The sequence below is a fragment of the Mycobacterium sp. 852002-53434_SCH5985345 genome, assembly GCF_001667155.1.
Taxonomy (GTDB): domain Bacteria; phylum Actinomycetota; class Actinomycetes; order Mycobacteriales; family Mycobacteriaceae; genus Mycobacterium.
Map to the genome: position 1 here is coordinate 52,171 of NZ_LZIE01000075.1, position 18,557 is coordinate 70,727.

At 67.0% G+C, this 18,557-nt stretch carries 17 protein-coding genes and 1 pseudogene; 5 read left to right on the top strand and 13 right to left on the bottom strand.

What is annotated here, in order from left to right; genetic code table 11:
* Window positions 1-4: 4 nt before the first annotated feature.
* On the top strand, window positions 5-496 hold the full coding sequence (locus tag A5756_RS19585) for a DUF302 domain-containing protein (protein ID WP_066956195.1): 492 nt from the start codon (window positions 5-7) through the stop codon (window positions 494-496).
* A gap of 328 nt (window positions 497-824) precedes the next feature.
* Window positions 825-1,760: an SDR family NAD(P)-dependent oxidoreductase gene (locus A5756_RS19595; protein WP_197505805.1), complete on the top strand. Its 936-nt coding sequence runs from the start codon at window positions 825-827 to the stop codon at window positions 1,758-1,760.
* 235 nt (window positions 1,761-1,995) lie between these two features.
* Here the strand turns inward: A5756_RS19595 and A5756_RS19600 are convergent, their stop codons facing one another.
* Entirely contained in the window at window positions 1,996-2,655 is a 660-nt protein-coding gene (locus A5756_RS19600) for a class I SAM-dependent methyltransferase (RefSeq protein ID WP_066956203.1), read from the bottom strand.
* Window positions 2,656-2,705: 50 nt separating this feature from the next.
* Between A5756_RS19600 and A5756_RS26030 the strand changes: the two are divergent.
* Both A5756_RS26030 and A5756_RS19605 read left to right on the top strand, forming a co-directional pair.
* Window positions 2,706-2,851, top strand: a pseudogene (locus tag A5756_RS26030) (steroid 3-ketoacyl-CoA thiolase); the annotation flags it as partial.
* Window positions 2,852-2,966: 115 nt separating this feature from the next.
* On the top strand, window positions 2,967-3,467 hold the full coding sequence (locus tag A5756_RS19605) for a nitroreductase/quinone reductase family protein (RefSeq protein WP_066956205.1): 501 nt from the start codon (window positions 2,967-2,969) through the stop codon (window positions 3,465-3,467).
* 28 nt (window positions 3,468-3,495) lie between these two features.
* Here the strand turns inward: A5756_RS19605 and A5756_RS19610 are convergent, their stop codons facing one another.
* From A5756_RS19610 to A5756_RS19645, 8 genes are all read right to left on the bottom strand, one after another.
* Window positions 3,496-4,032, bottom strand: coding sequence for a hypothetical protein (locus A5756_RS19610; RefSeq protein ID WP_066956208.1), 537 nt, complete (start codon window positions 4,030-4,032; stop codon window positions 3,496-3,498).
* A gap of 33 nt (window positions 4,033-4,065) precedes the next feature.
* Window positions 4,066-5,556, bottom strand: a complete 1,491-nt coding sequence (locus A5756_RS19615) for an NAD(P)/FAD-dependent oxidoreductase (protein WP_066956211.1) — start codon at window positions 5,554-5,556, stop codon at window positions 4,066-4,068.
* Between the two features lie 75 nt (window positions 5,557-5,631).
* The gene (locus A5756_RS19620) at window positions 5,632-6,696 is read right to left on the bottom strand and encodes an AraC family transcriptional regulator (protein ID WP_082948280.1); all 1,065 of its coding nucleotides are present in this window, start codon (window positions 6,694-6,696) and stop codon (window positions 5,632-5,634) included.
* A gap of 50 nt (window positions 6,697-6,746) precedes the next feature.
* Entirely contained in the window at window positions 6,747-8,042 is a 1,296-nt protein-coding gene (locus A5756_RS19625; protein ID WP_066956215.1) for a fatty acid desaturase, read from the bottom strand.
* 97 nt (window positions 8,043-8,139) lie between these two features.
* Window positions 8,140-9,336, bottom strand: coding sequence for a ferredoxin reductase (locus tag A5756_RS19630; protein WP_369817369.1), 1,197 nt, complete (start codon window positions 9,334-9,336; stop codon window positions 8,140-8,142).
* Between the two features lie 95 nt (window positions 9,337-9,431).
* The gene (locus tag A5756_RS19635; protein WP_066956219.1) at window positions 9,432-9,911 is read right to left on the bottom strand and encodes a hypothetical protein; all 480 of its coding nucleotides are present in this window, start codon (window positions 9,909-9,911) and stop codon (window positions 9,432-9,434) included.
* A gap of 33 nt (window positions 9,912-9,944) precedes the next feature.
* Window positions 9,945-10,811, bottom strand: coding sequence for a polyphosphate kinase 2 (gene ppk2 / locus A5756_RS19640; protein WP_066956222.1), 867 nt, complete (start codon window positions 10,809-10,811; stop codon window positions 9,945-9,947).
* Window positions 10,812-10,852: 41 nt separating this feature from the next.
* Window positions 10,853-12,274, bottom strand: a complete 1,422-nt coding sequence (locus tag A5756_RS19645; RefSeq protein ID WP_066956225.1) for a wax ester/triacylglycerol synthase family O-acyltransferase — start codon at window positions 12,272-12,274, stop codon at window positions 10,853-10,855.
* Between the two features lie 183 nt (window positions 12,275-12,457).
* Here A5756_RS19645 and A5756_RS19650 point away from each other — a divergent pair, with 183 nt between their 5' ends.
* Window positions 12,458-13,003 carry an Rv3235 family protein gene (locus A5756_RS19650; protein ID WP_066956228.1) on the top strand — a complete coding sequence of 182 codons (546 nt, stop codon included), beginning with the start codon at window positions 12,458-12,460 and terminating at the stop codon, window positions 13,001-13,003.
* An 8-nt stretch (window positions 13,004-13,011) separates the two neighbouring features.
* Here A5756_RS19650 and A5756_RS19655 read toward each other — a convergent pair whose 3' ends face one another.
* From A5756_RS19655 to secA, 4 genes are all read right to left on the bottom strand, one after another.
* On the bottom strand, window positions 13,012-14,169 hold the full coding sequence (locus tag A5756_RS19655) for a cation:proton antiporter (protein WP_066956231.1): 1,158 nt from the start codon (window positions 14,167-14,169) through the stop codon (window positions 13,012-13,014).
* A 4-nt stretch (window positions 14,170-14,173) separates the two neighbouring features.
* Window positions 14,174-14,656: a cation:proton antiporter regulatory subunit gene (locus A5756_RS19660; RefSeq protein ID WP_066956234.1), complete on the bottom strand. Its 483-nt coding sequence runs from the start codon at window positions 14,654-14,656 to the stop codon at window positions 14,174-14,176.
* Between the two features lie 69 nt (window positions 14,657-14,725).
* On the bottom strand, window positions 14,726-15,481 hold the full coding sequence (mddA, locus tag A5756_RS19665; RefSeq protein WP_066956237.1) for a methanethiol S-methyltransferase: 756 nt from the start codon (window positions 15,479-15,481) through the stop codon (window positions 14,726-14,728).
* 208 nt (window positions 15,482-15,689) lie between these two features.
* Complete coding sequence (gene secA, locus A5756_RS19670) at window positions 15,690-18,512, bottom strand: preprotein translocase subunit SecA (RefSeq protein WP_066956240.1); 2,823 nt, start codon at window positions 18,510-18,512, stop codon at window positions 15,690-15,692.
* Between the last annotated feature and the right edge of the window lie 45 nt (window positions 18,513-18,557).

Genomic DNA, 18,557 nt, shown 5'->3' on the forward strand with positions numbered 1-18,557 from the left:
TCCGATGACCGAGACCCGGTTCGACGGCGTGCGGGTGCGCTACGACAGCGCCAAGAGCTACGACGAGCTGCTCGCCGCGCTGCTGGCCGACATCGGCGAGCGGCCCGTCCCCATCAACGACATCGCGGCGACCTCCGGCAGCTTTGAGGAGTACCGTGGGCGCGTCGAACCGCACGTCGGGCCAAGCGGATTCATGTTGTTCGGCGTGGTCGACCACGGGGCGTGGATCCCGAAGGCCGGCATCGACCGCAAGGCGATGCGCGTGATCCTAGGCAACCCGTTGATCGCGATCACGATGCTGCGCCACGACGTGACGGCGGGCCTGTTCGCCCCGGTCGAGCTGCTGATCGCCGACGAGGGCGCCGGCAGCAGCCTGACCTACGTCAAGCCGTCGTCGCTGATGCTCGTCGAGCCTAACCCCGAATTGCTCAGCGCCGCGGAGGAACTCGACGCCAAGCTGGCGGCACTCGCCGAAAAGGTGACCAGCGGCCCATGACGCAACTTGCTCAGCGCGGCCGTCGTTGCGGGAAATACTGTGGAGGCGCTGCAGACGATTGACGTCGGGAGATCCAGTCGGTAAGTAATCTTTCGCTGGCACCGCAAGAACGCCCAAGAGTTCGAAACGCTGCCGTGGCGAAAGCACCGGCCATGGCATGTTGCATCCGCTCATCTGAGGCGCCCGCAGCACAGATACCGCACTCGACTCATTGGATCGCATAGTGGTCGTGGTTGCTGGGCTACACGAATAGGCGCGAGGAGAAGCAGTTATGAAAGCTTGGCTCTGGGATGGACATGCAGGGATAGATCATTTGACCCTGGCTGACGTGCCTGATCCGGTCCCGAACGAAGGTGAAGTGCTGATGCAAGTCCACTACGCGGGCTTGAATCCTGCCGACCGGATGATGGCAGAGAGGCGATACCCGTATCCGGTATACCCCCCAGCGCCGCACGTGCTGGGGCGGGACGGCGTCGGGGAAGTGATCAAAATTGGTAAGGGCGTCGAAGATGTGCAGGTGGGCGACCAGCGCGTTCTTCTGCGCAGTGATGTCGGACTTCTTCGCTGGGGCATGTTTGCCGAGCAAGTGTCGATACCGGCGGTTAACTTAGCGGAGATCCCCGCGGGTTGGACCAAAGAGCAGTCGTCGGGGGCCGCCGTCGTTTATCTATCGGCGTACCGCGCGCTCACCATGTGGGAACCGCTCAAGCCGAACTCAGTGGTCCTGGTCACCGGCGCATCAGGCGGGGTCGGAGTTGCGGCTGTGCAACTGGCGGCGGCGATGGGCCACACGGTCATAGCGCTTTCGCGCAGCGAGGAAAAGCAACGACGCCTCAAAGAACTCGGAGCGACGTTCACATTCAACCCCGAGGACCCGCAGTGGCGAGCTGGTGTAAGAAATGCCCTGAATGGAGGCGGGGTGAACCTGGCAGTCGACACGATCGGGGGCACGCTGCTTCCTGAAGTCATCGACACGATGGGCGATTCGGGAAGACTCAGCCTGGTGGGAGAACTTGGCGGCCCGGTGCCCAACTTTTACACGGGCACGCTGTTTTCGCGCTGGCTGCGAATTGGCGCAATGGCTCTCAGCTATTACACACCGGAGCAGCATCGCGCCGGCTGGCACGACCTCTTGGGCATCCTGGCCCGCTCCGGAGCTCGGCCACTGGTCGACCGTGTGTTTCCGTTCGAGAAGTTGCCGCAAGCCTTCGAACGCCTGGCTGACGGCCCGATGGGCAAAGTGGTGATCGAAGTGAAGTCCTGAGGCTCCATCACGTTGGCTTCGCCTTCACCGAACCCGATAACTAACGGCAGTGGGAAACGATGCGTTCGGCCCCCGTCTTACTCTTCTGGGCCAAGGACGTAGATGGGGAGCAGGTAAAGGGGATACATCCTTCTGCCGCTTGATAGTTACGATGCGACCGAATGTTGCGTCTTCCAGACGCGATGCCACGGGAATGTCGGCAAGCGGGCCGCCGTCGAAGAGCGCACCGTTGCCGTCACTGTTGGTATGTGCTTGGAGTTGCGATGACGACTTCGGTGACAAGCCCCCACTGATGCACCCGTGAGTGATGCTGAATCCGCCAGTCGTGATCCAGCAGGGCGCTCACGGTGATGGGGCGACACCCGCCCACAAGCTGTGGCGCAAGACGCCACAGGCCGGTCCAGGCCCGGCAGACGGCTCGTTCAAGCAGCTGGTCTCCGTAGCTGAGGCTGGCAAGGCAGAGCCTGCCGTCGGGTTTGAGGATTCGCCGCAGATCGTCCAGGACTGCCCGTGCATAGTCTTCAGCCAGCAGGTCGAACACGAACGTGGACAGCACACGGTCCGCGGACCCGCCATCGGCGGGTAGCGGCAGTGAGCCGTCGACCAGCACCGCGCTGGCCCGCTTGGACCAGGCGGCGAGCCGACCGGTAGCTATGTTGATCATGACCGGGCTGATGTCGACCCCGAGGTAGTTGACGCCTGCAGGCAGAGTCTCCAGCAGACGCGCGGCCAACCGGCCTGTGCCGCAACCAAACTCGAAAATCGTCTGGCCTCCCGCCAGGGCTGCGTTGGCCACGAGACGGTCCGTGGTCGCGTCCTCGTAGAAGGCTTGCCAGTCCTGGATGCGTCCGATTCGGTTGTAGACCGCACGGGCCTGCTTCAGGGTAAGCGCCATGGGCGTCCTCCCGCCTCGCGGAGTTGCTCTGGCAGTGTTTCACGTCCTGAATCGCGATCGGCCACCCGCTCGGCGCTGTGGTGCCTGCATCAGGACCGCACCGGTCAACGCGCTCGAGCAGCGCGGCGGGCGGTATGGGCTGCAAACGGTGTGCGAGGGCGGCGGCGTGCCCAGCGCGACAATGATCGAGCGGTTGGGCCAGACCGCCGCCCGCGATCCGGTTCGACGCGGTTGCATGATCCGCCTGGCACAGCCAGCGACGGAGCGGTGTGATCCAATGACCTTCGCCCCGTTTATGTTAGGAGTCACCCATGAGCGACGCCGACGCCGCATCGATCCGAGCCGCACGCAGCGACTGGATCGCCGAGCACCTCGACACGTATCTGACCTCCGGTGGCGCGCGGGGGCACATCATGGACGTGAGCGCGGTCGGGGGCCGGGTACTGACCACCCATTGCTTGATCAGGTGTGTGGGCCGCAGATCGGGCAAGAGCTATGTCAGGCCGTTGATCTACGGCAACGTCGGCGGCGAGATCGTAGTCGTCGCATCCAAGGGAGGCGCCGACACGCATCCGGAGTGGTACCTAAATGTCGTGCAGAGCAACACGATCGGCGTCCAGATCGCCACCCAAGCATTCGAGGCCACCTGGCGCGAGCCCGAAGCCGAGGAACGCCATCAGGTGTGGGCGTACATGTCTCACCTGTATCCGCCGTACCTCACCTATCAGCAGTCAACCAGCCGTCAGATCCCGCTGGTGATGTTGACGCCCGTGCGAGCGATCGACGTCTTTTCCGCGGAAGACTCCCGGTAGCCTTTGCTAGGCAACCGAACTCGAGAACTCAGAGCCAGCCGGTGCGGGCGGCGGCCACCGGCTCGGGCGGCGCCGGGGCCAAGTCGCCGTCGCGCACGCCGTCGAGCATCCGCTTCACCGCGGCGACGATGTCCGGGGCCGCCGCGGCCAGGCCGGCCTTGTCGGCTTCGGGAATCTCGTCGGGGTCGACGCCCGCCCGGGCCAGCACCGCGGCCGGGTCGGCCAGCTGATCGGCCAGCCAGGCAACCGGATCGGCGGACAGCTCGGGAACGAAATGCCGCCGGCCGGGTTCCCACCCGTCGAACCGGGGATGGTGATGCGCCCGGTCCAGCGTCCCGGGCGGGCTCTCGGTGGAGCCGAAGAGGTCCACCCGCCACACCGGGCGGTTGAAGCCGATCGGGACACCGGCGTAGATCGACCCCTGCGGCTCATCCCGGTCGACGAGGCGCAGCTCCAGTCTGACTCCCCGCTCCGGGGTTTCTTGACCTTTGTTGGGGTTCGGGTCGACGAAGAACATGTCCCCGACGACGACGCCCAGGGTTTCGAATCCAAACGCTGCGAGCATGTCTGCAAGCGTAGTCCCGGCCGTCGGACCGGGTTAAGCGCCGACCTTATTCGCCGCGCGGTCGGGAAGCACCACGTCGTAGTCCGCGAAGGCCACTGCCCTTGTGCGGTGCTGGTATTCGTGCACCAGCCCCGGCCAGTTGGTGGTGACCCGACCGGAGGCGACGCGGTACCAGGAATCGCAGGTAGTCCAGACGCCGGCGTCCAGGCGGGCCTGGACCTCCGCGTCGTAGGCCTGCTCCACGGCGCGCCGCACCTCGAACGCGCGGGCCACGCCCCCGCGGGCCAGCTCCTCGACGATCTGGCGGATGTAACCGGCCTGCTGCTCCATCATCAAAATGATCGAGCTGCTGCCGAGATTGGTGTTGGGGCCGTAGATCAGGAACATGTTAGGGAAACCCGGCACGGCCATGCCGAGATGTGCCCGCGCTCCCTCCGCCCATTCGGACTGCAGGTCCCGCCCGTCGCGGCCGGTGATCGTCATCGGCGCGAGGAATTCGGTCGCCTTGAACCCGGTGCCGTAGATGATGGCGTCTACCTCGTGCACCCGGCCGTCGGCCGTGCGTACACCCGCGGGTGTCACCTCGGTGATCGCCTCGGTCTCGACGTCGACGTTGGCACTGGCCAGCGCCGGATACCAGTCACTGCTGAACAGCACCCGCTTGCAGCCGATCGGGTAGTCGGGCGTGAGCTTGGCCCGCAAGACCGGATCTTTGATGTGGCGCTTGAGGTTTGCCGACGCGGCGATGCCGATCAGCCGGGCGAGCGGAGCCACCCTGGTCAGCGCGAGGCCGAAGAATTCCGAGATCTCCCAAATCAGGTTCCGCATCGCGGCCGCGAACCCGGGCACCGTCCGGAAGGCGGCCTGATGGGCATGCGTGTAGGCACGATCCGGCTTCGGCAGCACATATGGGGCGGATCGCTGAAAGACGGTGACATGCTTGGCGGTCTCACGAACGCGCGGCACGAACTGGATCGCCGACGCGCCGGTGCCCAGGACGGCGACGCGCTTGCCGGCCAGGTCGACGTCATGGCGCCACTGCGCCGAATGGAACGAGGGGCCCGCGAACGTGTCGAGTCCCGGGATGTTCGGCAGCGCCGGCCGCGACAGCTGCCCGACCGCGGGCACCAACACATCGGCCTCGAACACATCGCCCGTCGAGGTCTCCACCCGCCAGGTGGCGGTGCCGTCGTCGTAGCAGGCCGAGGTGACCTCCACACCGGTGCGCACCACGTCGCGAAGGCCGAACCGGTCGGCGGTGTCGTGGATGTAGCCGAGGATGTCGGGCTGCTCGGCGTATCGCCGGCCCCAGTCGGTCTTCCGGGCGAAGGAGTAGGAGTACAGGTTCGACGGGACGTCGCAGGCGGCACCCGGGTAGGTGTTCTCCCGCCAGACGCCGCCGATGTCGTCGGCCTTCTCCAGCACCGTCACGTCGGCGAGGCCATCCCTGGACAGCTCGTAGGCGGCGGCGAGGCCGCCGAATCCGGCGCCGATCACCAGCACGCGAGGACGAGTCGAAGTCATGACTCCAACGCTAGGGGCGGGCTGCGGGTTGCGGGCAGCCGATTGCGGTCGGCAAATCCATGATTCCGGCCACGATCAGACGGCCTGGAGCCGGGCCCGCGGCGCCACCGACCGCTGATAGCGCGCGGGGGTGGTGCCCGTCCACCGCTTGAACGCGGCGATGAAGCTCGTCGCCTCGGCGTAGCCCAGCCGCAGCGCGACGTCCTCAACCGACAGTGCGCCGGTTGCCAACAGCTCCTCGGCGAGGACCCGGTGCACCTCCTCGACCAGATCGCGGAAGGTCGTGTTCTCCTCCGCCAGGCGCCGCCGCAGCGTCCGCTCGCTCATCGCCAGTTGCCGGGCGACGGCCGCGATCGTGTGGGGTTCGCCGTCGATCGACGCCAGGCGCTCGCGCACCATCCGAGCGACACCGGTGCGCTCCCGGCGGCGTTCCAACAAAGCTCGACACTGCTGCTCGCACATGGCCACCGTTATCTCACTGGCCCGGGGCAACGGGTTGTCCAGCAACGCGGCCGGCCAGCGCGCCACGTTGGCGGGTGAGTCGTAACGCGGTGTGACGCCGAATACCTTGCGGGCCAATGCGTCTCCCGATGCCGGCGCCGGGCTCGCGAACTCGATCGAGGTGAATGGGACTGGGCGGCCCAGCATCTCCGCCATGACCCGGGCGATGGCCGCCAGGTCGCGCCGCACCAAAAACTCCGCCACCGGACCGGTCAGGTCGGGCAGGTCGAGCCGCATCGCCACCACCGGCCCGTCAAGGGTGACGGTCGGCAGGCAGAAGCCGTAGCTCAGCTCGTAGAACCGGGCCGCGAACCGGACGGCGTCACCCAGCGTCGAACTGGTCAGGCAGGCGAATCCGAAGATGCCCAGCGATCCGACGTGATAGCCGCCGCCCACCCGAACCCCGAGGTCGGCCGGGTCCCCGAGCAGGTTCACCAGGTTCGTCACGACCGCCAGCTCCTGGCGCCCGACGATCATCCGGTTGTGGTCGTGCAGGTCGGCCTGCGACAGGCCGCTTCCCTCGAGCAGGTCCGCCACGGCAAGGCCGTTCTCGCAACCGAACTCGGTCATCAACGCAACGCTGGCCGTGCTACGCGGGAAATCCCAGTGCGAAACCTGCGATCCGACGAACACCTGCACGTGTCCCAGTATGGCGAACGGCGGCGCCGCCGCGTTCGATGCGAAGAGCGCTAGGCCGCCAGGTCGTCCGCGCCGCCGACCGCGCGCTGCGCATCCCGCTGCGCGCGCTTGGCGCGCCGCCAGCCACGCACGGTCGCGATGGCGGTCTTCAGCCCGCGCCGCCGGCCCGTCTCCGGGTCGATGCCCGCGAAACCGGGCTCCAACTCGGCGAACATGCGCTCGCTGCGGGTTTCCGGAGCGTTGTCGGCGTCATCGCGCAGGTAGGAGTCCGGCAGCGAAAGCTTGGCGAGCGTGCGCCAGGTCTTGCCGTACTGCACGAGGAACGAGCCGGTGGTGTAGGGCAGGTCGTACTTGTCGCAGATCTCGCGCACCCGCACCGCGATCTCCGCGTACCGGTTACTCGGCAGGTCCGGGAACAGGTGGTGCTCGATCTGGTGGCACAGGTTGCCGCTCATGAACCGCAGCGCGGGGCCGGCCTCGAAGTTGGCACTGCCCAGCATCTGGCGCAGGTACCACTGCCCCTTGGTCTCGCCGATCATGTCGGTCTTGGTGAATTTCTCTGCGCCGTCGGGGAAATGGCCGCAGAAGATGACGGCGTTGGCCCACACGTTGCGGATCACGTTGGCGACCGCGTTGGCCTTCAACGTGGAGCGGTACGTCGCGCCGGGCGACAGCGCGGTCAGCGCCGGGAACGCGACATAGTCCTTGACCACCTGGCGGCCCGCCTTGGCCAGGAACTCGTCCACCCGCTGGCGCGCGTCGTCGGAATCCATCCGCTTCTTGGCGATCTTCCCGAGCTCGACGTGCTGCAGGCCGACGCCCCACTCGAAGAGGAGGGCAAGCATGGTGTTGTAGAACAGGTTCAACATGTTGAAGCGCTTCCAGCGCTGGTCGCGGGTGACGCGCAGCAGGCCGTAGCCGACGTCGTCGTCCATCCCGAGGATGTTCGTGTACTTGTGGTGCACGAAGTTGTGGGTGTAGCGCCAGTGCTTCGACGACCCGCTCATGTCCCACTCCCACGTCGAGGAGTGGATCTCCGGGTCGTTCATCCAGTCCCACTGGCCGTGCATGACGTTGTGGCCGATCTCCATGTTCTCGATGATCTTGGCCACGCCCAGCGTTACCGTCCCCGCCCACCAGGCCGAGCGGCGGGAACCGGCGGCCAGCAGCAGCCGGCCGGACACTTCCAGCGCCCGCTGGGCCGCGATGGTGCGGCGGATGTAGCGGGCATCCCGCGCGCCGCGCGAGTCTTCAACGTCCTGGCGGATCGCGTCCAGCTCAACGGCCAGGTTTTCAATGTCGGCGTCCGTCAGATGGGCGAATACGTCGATGTCGGTGATCGCCATCGTTCCTTCTCCCTGCGGTCGATTTTGTCCGTCCTAGACCAGGTCCAGACCTACGCTATCGTAACCTACGAATCCGTAGGTTACCAGTGAGTAGCCTTTAGATGTCGAGCACGCAGTCGCCGGAAGCGGCCGAGATGCAGGTCTGAATCCGGGTGCCCGGATCGTGCTCCGCGCCGGTGCGCAGGTCACGGACGTGCCCCTCCACCAGACCGACCACGCACGACTGACATATACCCATTCGGCAGCCGAACGGCATCTGCACGCCGGCGCCCTCCCCCGCGTCCATCAACGACGTGGCGGCGTCGGCGGCGACGGCGCGATCGCTGCGGGCGAAGGTCACCGTCCCACCGGCACCGGCCGGCGCGGCCTTAGACACCGCGAACCGCTCGAGGTGCAGCCGGTCGCCGATGCCCGCCGCCGACCAGATCTTTTCGGCCTGGGTCAGCATGCCTTCCGGGCCGCAGGCCCAGGTGTGTCGTTCGCGCCAGTCCGGTACCTCGTGGTCGAGCCGGGCGAGGTCGAGACGGCCCTGGGTACGGGTCTCCCGCAGTAGTAGGCGATAGCCCGGATGGTCGGCCGCCAGCGCGGCCAACTCGGCCCGAAACATCACGTCGGATTCGGTGGGTGCCGAATGGACGTGCGCGATGTCGCCGATCTGGTTGCGGCGCAACAGTGTTCGCAGCATGGACATCACCGGCGTGATTCCGGATCCGGCGGTGAGGAACAAGATTGATGACGGCGCCGGGTCGGGCAGCACGAAGTTGCCCTGCGGGGCGGCCAGCCGGACGATGGTCCCCCGCTCCACACCCGCCACCAGGTGCGACGACAGAAATCCTTCGGGCATCGCCTTCACCGTGATGGTCACCGTGCGTGCCGAGCCGGATCCGGACGTCGCGGCGGGGCTGGACGTGAGCGAATACGACCGCCAGCGCCAGCGTCCGTCCATCAGCAGGCCGATCCCGATGTACTGGCCCGGCTGGTAGTCGAAGTTGAAGCCCCACCCCGGCTTGATCACCAGGGTCGCGGAATCCTCCGTCTCGCGGCGCACCTCGAGGATGCGGCCCCGCACTTCCCGCGCCGACCACAGCGGGTTGGCCAGATGGAGGTAGTCGTCGGGCAACAGCGGCGTCGTGATGCGGGCGGCCAGCTTGCGCACTGCGTGCCAACCGGGGTGCCGGTCGGCGCCCGCGACGACTGGCCGCTTGGTCTCGACGACGTTGCCCGTGATCGATGGGTTACGTCTGCCCAGGGGAGGCTCCTGCTCACTACGCGGTGTCTTGCTTGTGTTGACCATTGTGGTCGATTCGGTGGGCCTCACGAAACCTACGGTACCGTAACCTACGGTTGCGTAGCCAGCTCTCGGTGGCCGCGATCACATCACCTTTGCCCCTACAGCAGCTCGAGCAGGAACGGCAGCTCCTGGTTGGCGTACCACGCCAAGTCGTGGTCTTGCGCGTCGCCGACGATCAGTTCGGCGTCCTCGTCGCCGAGGTCGGCGGCGTCGATGGCCTCAATCGCCTTCTTCACGGCTGGCTCGGCATCCGCGTTGTCGACGTACGCGGCGATCACGTCCTCCAGCGCGACGGGCCCGGCGAGTCTCACCACCGCGTCGTCGAGATCGGGACGGAAGCTGACGTCGCCGACCTCGGCGGCCAGCACCGCGCGCCGCGGCGGCAGGGATCCGGCCGCCTCTTCGGCTTCCGTGTCGGCCAGCAGCCGCAGCGACGCCAGCGCCGCCTCGCGCAGGACGATCTCGGCGAGTTCGTCGTCGTCGCCCTCGGCGTACGCCTCGCGCAACGTCGGAGTCAGGGCGAACGCGGTGCCGTTGACGGGCCGCAACGAGCCGTCGGCGACGAGCCCCTGCAACATGGCCAGCGTGGCCGGAATGTAGACCTGGATGGCTCAGTCCCCGATCAGCGTGGCCACGTAGTCGTCGACATACGTCGCCAGGTCGCGCGGCGGGCGCCGGTAACTCACGGCAGGGAGCGGAAGTTTCGGCAGTTTGATCTTCGGCCGCTCCACTTCGTGGTAGTCGATCGTGGACAACAAATGGGCCATCATGTTCAGCCGCGCGTGCTTCTTGATATCCGATTCCACCACATACCAAGGGCTGAACGAGGTATCGGTGTGCACCATCATCTCGTCCTTGGCCCGCGAATATTCTTCCCATCGGTAGACCGATTGCAGGTCCATGGTGGACAGTTTCCATTGCCGCACAGGGTCATTCAGGCGCGCCCTGAACCGGCGCAGCTGTTCGGCCTCGGAAACCGAGAACCAATACTTGCGGAGCAGGATCCCCTCATCGATCAGCAACTGCTCGAAGATGGGCGTCTGCCGCAAGAACAACACGTACTCCTGCGGCGTGCAGAATCCCATCACCTTCTCGACACCGGCGCGGTTGTACCACGACCGATCGAACAGCACGATCTCCCCTTTGGCGGGCAAATGGGCGATATAGCGCTGGTAGTACCACTGTCCGCGCTCCCGCTCCGTCGGCGCGGGCAGTGCCGCGATGCGGACCGCCCGTGGGTTCAGGTATTCGGTGATCCGCTTGATGGTCCCGCCCTTACCCGCTCCGTCGCGGCCTTCAAAGATGACCACTACGCGGGCGCCGGTGTTCCGCACCCACTCCTGCAGCGTGACGAATTCGGTTTGCAGCCGGAACAATTCAGCTCGATATACCTCGTCGGGGACCTTTCGCACAGGCGGCGAAGCCGATTTCTTTGTGTGCGCCTTCGCAGACTCGCCGTCTTTGGTCCCGATGCTCATATCAACGGATGATAGTTCCAGGCAGCAAGGTTCACCTCCGACTACGGGCGGGAAGCTTCCAGCAATTCCTCGAGCGCTTGGTTCAACAGGCCCGGCAGCAGCTCGACGTCGCTCATCGCTTCGCGGTCGGCATTGATGCCGAAGTACAGCATGCCGTTATACGACGTCACGCTGATGGCCAGCGCCTGGTTGTGCAACAGCGGTGGGACGGCGTAGGTCTCCAGCAACTTGGTGCCGGCGATGTACATCTGCGACTGTGCCCCGGGCGCGTTGGTGATCAGCAGGTTGAACGTCCGCCTGGAAAAGCTGGGGAAGCTGGTGGCCACCCGAATACCCATGGCGTGCAGCGTGGGTGGCGCAAATCCCGACAGCGTGACGATGGTCCTGGCGTCCACCAGGCGCGCGGCCGTCGGGTTCGATTCGGTGGCATGCGCGATCTGCGACAGCCGCACCACCGCGTTCGGCTCCCCCACCGGCAGGTCGACCAGAAACGGCGTCACCTGGCTGATGGCCTGACCGGGGCCGGTCGCATCGAGCTGACCGTCGGCGTAGATGGGCAGCGGCGCCATGGCCCGCACCGTCGCGGTCGCCGACACAGCCACCCCGCGTGACATCAGCCAGCTGCCCAGGGCGCCGGCGATCACCGCGAGCACCACGTCGTTGACGTCGCAGTCGTACCGGGCGCGCACGGTGCGGTAGTCGTCGAGGTTGCCGCATGCGACCGTGAAGCGCCGGTGGCGCGACACGGTGGCATTGAGCGGGCTGCTGGGTGCGGTGCCGCGCGCCACGGTGCGCGCGAAATCGAGGACCCGGCGGCCGGCGGCGAGCAGTTCGCCATGGTTGGTCGCCAGGCCGCCGATGGCCGAACCGACGGCCTGCAGCTGGGTGCCCGGCCCCACGAACCAGTCGCCGATGGCCCCGAAGATCAGCCGCGCGCCACCCGGGTCGCGTTCCGGCACCCAAATGTCTTCGGGGAAGGACGGCGGGCGCTTGGTGCGATCGGCGATGACGTGGTTGATCTCGAGCGCCGTCATGCCGTTGATGAGGGCTTGATGCGACTTGGTGTAGAGGGCGACGCGGTTCTTGGACAGGCCCTCGACCAGATACATCTCCCACAGCGGCCGCGACTTGTCCAGCGGCCGGGCGGCCAGCCGGGCGATCAGCTCGTGCAGTTGTTCGTCGCTGCCCGGGGAGGGCAGGGCGGAGCGCCGGACGTGATAAGTGATGTCGAAGTCGCCGTCGTCGACCCAGACGGGCCGGGCCGATCCCACCCGCACCTCCCGGACCCTTTGCCGATAGCGCGGAATTTGCGGCAGCCGCCGCTCGATGGTGGCCAGCAGCGTCTCGTAGCTCAATCCGGCGCGCGGTCGGCGCAGGATCGACAGTGATCCGACGTACATCGGGGTGGCCGTGTTTTCCAGCCGAAAAAACGCCGCGTCCGATGGGGACAGCCGGGTCACCATAGGGCGCAGTCCTCCTCACCGAATCATTGCCCTGTTGCTGAAGGAGATGTTGCGCCCACGGTAATCGTCCGGCGGGGCAGCGTCCGAGCGCGGGTACGCGCGGGCCCGAGTTGTGCCATGATGACCACTGCCTGCCACTCTCCAGCGGGCTCCCGGTTCGACCGAAGAGTTGGAGAGTGCGCGTTGAACATCAGTCCTGTCGCGGGTCCACCCGGCGCGTTCGCCGTCCTACCCGTCGTCGACTACGAGCCCCCGGCACAAGACGTACCACGAAGCGTCGCTTCCTGCCTGTCGTCGCGAGCGCCGTTGCGCAGGCGCAGCGCCCACCCGCCGCATCTTCCCTGCCCGCCCGGCAGGCAGCCGGCCGAGGAGCCGCGGGCCGCGATATCGGGGCCGACGCGGCAGGCCGCGATATTCGCCGACGCAGCGCTGCGCCGGGTGCTGGAGGTCATAGACCGCCGCCGCCCCGCCGCCCAGCTGCGCCCGTTGCTGACGCCAAGCCTGGTGGATTCCGTCGTCTCGATGGGCCAGGCGGCCGCCGGTCAGCAGGGCGCGGCGGTGCTTCGGCGGCTGCGCCTGCAGCCGGCCGGTCGGGACCCCGAGGCCGCGGCCGAGGTTTCCGGCTCGTATAGCCGCGGCAACCGGATCCACGCCATCGCCTGCCGCATCGAGCGGGTGTCCGCCGGCGCCGGCGCCCGCTGGCTGGTGGTGGCCTTGCACATCGGTTGATCGCGGGATCAGTGCGGGGCCCCGGCGGTCGGCGCCAGCGGGCCGCCCGTGTAGCGGGTCAGCACCGGCCCGACGATCGCCATGATGAACACGTACGCCGTCGCCAGCGCGGCGACCGCGGGGATCGACGTGCCCGCCAAGCCGATGATGATCAGCGAGAACTCTCCCCTGGCGACCAGCGCGGTGCCCGCGCGCAGTTGCCCGCGCCGCGCGACTCCGTCGCGCCGGGCGGCGAAGATCCCGGTGGCCACCTTGGTCGCCGCGGTCACCGCGGCGAGGATCAGCGCCGCGGGCAGCATCGGGATCAGCGCGTGCGGATCGACCGAGAAGCCGATAGCAAGGAAGAAGATGGCGGCGAACAGATCCCGCAGCGGCCCCAGCACCCGGCGCGCTCGGTCCGCCGTTTCCCCGGTCAGCGTCAGCCCCACCAGGAACGCGCCGACCGCGGCCGACGCATGCAGGGATTCGGCCAGCGCCGCCACGATCAACGTGATGCCCAGCACCCGCAGCAGCAGCTGTTCGGAGTCGGGGTGCTCGACCAGCCGGCCGACATGGTGGCCCCAGCGGTAGGACGCGGCGAACGCCGCCAACAGCGCGGCCACCGCCACCACCATGCCGACGACGGCGTGCAACCAGCCGCCCCCGGATGCCAGGACGGCGAACAGCGGCAGGTAGGCCGCCATCGCGAAGTCCTCGAGGACCAGCACGGAGAGCACCGCCGGCGTCTCCCGGTTACCGAGCCGGTGCAAGTCCTCCAGCAGCCGCGCGATGACACCCGAGGAGGAGATGTAGGTGACGCCGGCCAGGCACAGGATTGCCACGCCGTCCAATCCCAGCAGCCAGCCGGCGATCGCGCCGGGCGCCGCGTTGAGGACGATGTCGACCCCCGCCGACGGCAGGTGGTGGCGCAGGCTGGCGGCGAACTCGGCCGCGGAGAATTCCAGGCCCAGGGTGAGCAGGAGCAGCACGACGCCGATGGGCGCGCTCGTGGTGATGAACTGGCCGCCGGCATCCAGCGGCAGAATCCCGCCCTTACCCAGCGACAGGCCCGCCAGCAGGTACACCGGGATCGGAGACAAGGCGAATCGGCGTGCGATGGCGCCCACTACGGCCAGCGTGGCCAGGAGGGCGCCGAGTTGTAACAGCAGCGCCCACGAAACCTGCACCGGCTCAGCCCTTGTCGATGATCTGTTCGACGCCGGCGATGCCGTCCTGGGTGCCGATGACGATCAAAACATCTCGGGCATAGAGCATTTCGGCCGGACCCGGCGAGGCGAGCACTTCCTCGTTACGCACGATCGCGACGATGGAGGCGCCGGTGCGGGTGCGGGCGTGGGTGTCGCCCAAGGGATGGCCCACGAAGGGGCTATCGGCCAGGATGTGGACCTGCCCCGTCTCGAGTCCGGGTATTTCGCGGGCCAGCTCGGTGAACCGCTCCGCGATGCGCGGTGCCCCCAGGATCTGGGCCACCGCCTCGGCCTCTTCGTCACTGAGGTGCAGGAGCGGCCGGGCCTCGTCCGGGTCCTCCCGGGCATAGACGACGACCTCGAAATCGCCGCTCCGCCGCGCAATGATGCCGATGCGGTCGCCTTTGTGATCAGTGAATTCGTAGCGAAGGCCGACGCCCGGCAGCAGCACCTCCTTGACATCCATCCGTCAATCCTGACAGGTCGGCCGCAGGCGCCGCACCCGATCGCCGAGCTGCTAACGAATTACAAAGATTCAGCCCTGCCGGGCAATGCTCGTGGCCTGGCGGCGCGGAATCGGCAGCAGCATCGACACCTCGCGGCGGTACTCGCGGTACGGGTGGCCGAGAGACGCGACCAGGTCACGCTCTTCGAGCTGCGTGGCGATCAGGATGTAGGTCGTCATGCCGATCGAGAACAGCAGGTGCCCCGCCGTCATGGCCGGCGCCGCCCAGAACGCGATGAGCATCCCGAGCATCAGGGGGTGACGCACCACGCGGTAGAGCAGTCGTACGCGGAATTCCACGCTGGTGTAAGGCTTTTGGCGCGACGCCAGATATACCTGCCGGAGCCCGAACAAATCGAAATGGTTGATCAGGAACGTCGCCAGCAGCGCAATCGCCCAGCCGAGCCAGAACAGCGCCCACAGCACCGCGCGGGCCGCCGGCATCCGCACATCCCAGATGACCGTTGGCATCGTTCGCCACTGCCAGTACAGCAGGGCCAGCACCACACTCGACAGCAGCACGTAGGTGCTGCGCTCGATCGACGAAGGCACAAACCGCGCCCACCATCGCTTGAACGCGGGCCGGGCCATCACGCTGTGCTGGACGCCGAACAAGACGACCAACGCCACGTTGATCGGTATCGCCGCGGCGACGGGCGCCGCGAGCCCATGGTCGACGCTTCGGGGCACCACGAGGTTGCCCACGAAACCAATGAGATACAGAAAGGCCGCGAGGAAGAGCAGGTACGCCGCGGCGCCGTAACCAAGCGTCAAGTATCGCTTCATGGGGTTAAGTGTCCGCCGGCCAGGCACGTTCGGATATAGGTCGTTTGCCTCATCTTCGGCGAGCCGGGCCCTAGGCATTTTTGACTAGTCCGTTGCGCAGCGCGTACGTGCTGGGGCCTCAAATTTTCCGGCACCCGCCGAGCGTGAAGCCAGCCGCACACTCGGCGCCGAACGTGAAGCCAGCCGCACACTCGCGAAAAGGTGGGGGCTAGCGCCGTTTCACCGATTTGGGCGGCTTGGCGCCGCGGCCCTGCCGGCGGGCGGCTTCCCGCCGCTCGCGCCGGCTCGCCCCGCCGGGAACCCCGGCCGGGGCCTTCCCGTCGCCACCGTTGCGCTGCACCTGCGCCGAGCCGTCCTCCGACGGGCCGGAGTAGGTCATGGCCGGCGCCTCGTTGTCAATGCCCTTGGCGCGCAACTGAGTTGGGGGCTCTTCCCGCGCGGGCGGGGCGGCCTCGCCCTGGTCTGCGGCGGTTGCGAGATCCTTGAGCCCCTCGGGCGTTTCCACCGGCGCGACCTGCGGGGACGGCACCGCCTCGACGGTGACGTTGAACAGGAAGCCGACCGACTCCTCTTTCATGCCGTCGAGCATTGCCATGAACATGTCGTAGCCCTCGCGCTGGTACTCCACCAGCGGGTCGCGCTGCGCCATCGCGCGCAGCCCGATGCCCTCCTTGAGGTAGTCCATCTCGTAGAGGTGCTCGCGCCACTTGCGGTCGATGACGTTGAGCAGCACGTTGCGCTCCAGCTGCCGCATCGCGCCCTCGCCCGCGAGCTCTTCGAGCTCGGCTTCCCTTGTGGCATAAGCACGTTCGGCGTCTTTGAGCAGCTCGTCGAGCAACTCCTCGCGGGTGAGGTCGTCGCGCTCGGAGTCACCGTCCAGGCGCATCAACGTCTCGTGCTCGATGCCTACCGGGTACAGCGTCTTGAGCGCCGTCCACAACGCCTCCAGGTCCCAATCCTCGGCGTAGCCCTCGGCCGTCGCGCCGTTGACGTACGCGGTGACCACGTCGCGGACCATGCCCAGCGCCTGATCCTTGACGTTCTCGCCTTCCAGGATGCGGCGACGCTCGGCGTAGATGACCTTCCGCTGCTGGTTCATCACCTCGTCGTACTTGAGGACGTTCTTTCTGACCTCGAAGTTCTGCTGCTCGACCTGCGTCTGCGCGCTCTTGATCGCCCGGGTGACCATCTTGGCCTCGATCGGCACGTCGTCGGGCAGGTTCAGCCGGTTCAGCATCGCCTCCAGCGCGGCTCCGTTGAACCGGCGCATGAGCTCGTCGCCCAGCGACAGGTAGAAGCGCGACTCGCCCGGGTCACCCTGCCGGCCGGAGCGGCCGCGCAGCTGGTTGTCGATGCGTCGCGACTCGTGACGCTCGGTGCCCAGCACGTACAGACCGCCGGCCTCGACCACCTCGGCGGCCTCCTTGCCGGCCTCCTCCTTGACCAGCGGCAGCTCCTCGTGCCAGGCCGCCTCGTACTCCTCGGGCGTCTCGACCGGATCGAGGCCACGCTCGCGCAGCCGCAGGTCGGTGAGGAAGTCGACGTTGCCGCCCAGCACGATGTCGGTGCCTCGGCCGGCCATGTTGGTGGCCACCGTGACCCCGCCGCGGCGGCCCGCCACGGCGATGATGGTCGCCTCCTGCTCGTGGTATTTGGCGTTGAGCACGTTGTGCGGGACGCGGCGCTTCTGGAACTGCCGCGACAGGTATTCCGAGCGCTCGACGCTGGTGGTACCGATCAGGACGGGCTGGCCCTTCTCGTAACGCTCGGCGACGTCGTCGACCACCGCGATGTACTTGGCTTCCTCGGTCTTGTAGATGAGGTCGGAGCAGTCGGTGCGGACCATCGGCTTGTTTGTCGGGATGGGCACCACGCCCAGCTTGTAGATCTCGTGCAGCTCGGCCGCCTCGGTCTGGGCGGTACCGGTCATGCCGGCGAGCTTGTCGTAGAGCCGGAAGTAGTTCTGCAGCGTGATGGTGGCCAGCGTCTGGTTCTCGGCCTTGATCTCGACGTGCTCCTTGGCCTCGATCGCCTGGTGCATGCCCTCGTTGTAGCGGCGGCCATAGAGCACGCGGCCGGTGAACTCGTCGACGATGAGCACCTCGCCGTCGCGGACGATGTAGTCCTTGTCGCGGTTGAACAGCTCCTTGGCCTTCAGCGCATTGTTGAGGTAACTGACCAGCGGTGAGTTGGCGGCCTCGTAAAGGTTGTCGATGCCGAGCTGGTCCTCGACGAACTCGACGCCCAGCTCGTGCACGCCGACGGTGCGTTTGCGCAGGTCCACCTCGTAGTGGACGTCCTTTTCCATCAGCGGCGCCAGCCGGGCGAACTCGAGATACCAGTTGGAGGCCCCGTCGGCGGGCCCGGAGATGATCAGCGGGGTGCGGGCCTCGTCGATCAGGATGGAGTCGACCTCGTCGACGATGGCGAAGTTGTGCCCGCGCTGCACCAGGTCGTCGAGCGAGTGCGCCATGTTGTCGCGCAGGTAGTCGAAGCCGAACTCGTTGTTGGTGCCGTAGGTGATGTCGGCGGCGTAGGCCACGCGGCGCTCGTCCGGCGTCATCTGGGCGAGAATCACGCCGACGTCCAGGCCGAGGAAGCGGTGCACACGGCCCATCCACTCGCTGTCGCGTTTGGCCAGGTAGTCGTTGACCGTGACGACGTGCACGCCCTTGCCGCCGATCCCGTTGAGGTAGGCCGGCAACACCGAGGTCAGGGTCTTGCCCTCACCGGTCTTCATCTCGGCGACGTTGCCGAAGTGCAGCGCCGCGGCGCCCATCACCTGGACGTCGAACGGGCGCTGGTCGAGCACCCGCCAGGCCGCCTCGCGGGCCACCGCGAACGCCTCGGGCAGCAGGTCGTCGAGGCTTTCACCGTCGGCGTGCCGCTTCTTGAACTCGTCGGTCTTGGCCCGCAGCTCCGCGTCGGTCAGCTTTTCGACCTCGTCGGACAAGGTGTTGACGTAGTCAGACACCCGCTTGAGACGCTTGAGCATGCGACCTTCGCCAAGGCGCAGCAACTTCGACAGCACAGCTATGTCCCCTGTTGGTAGGAGTCTCTTCTCTTAAGCGACTCC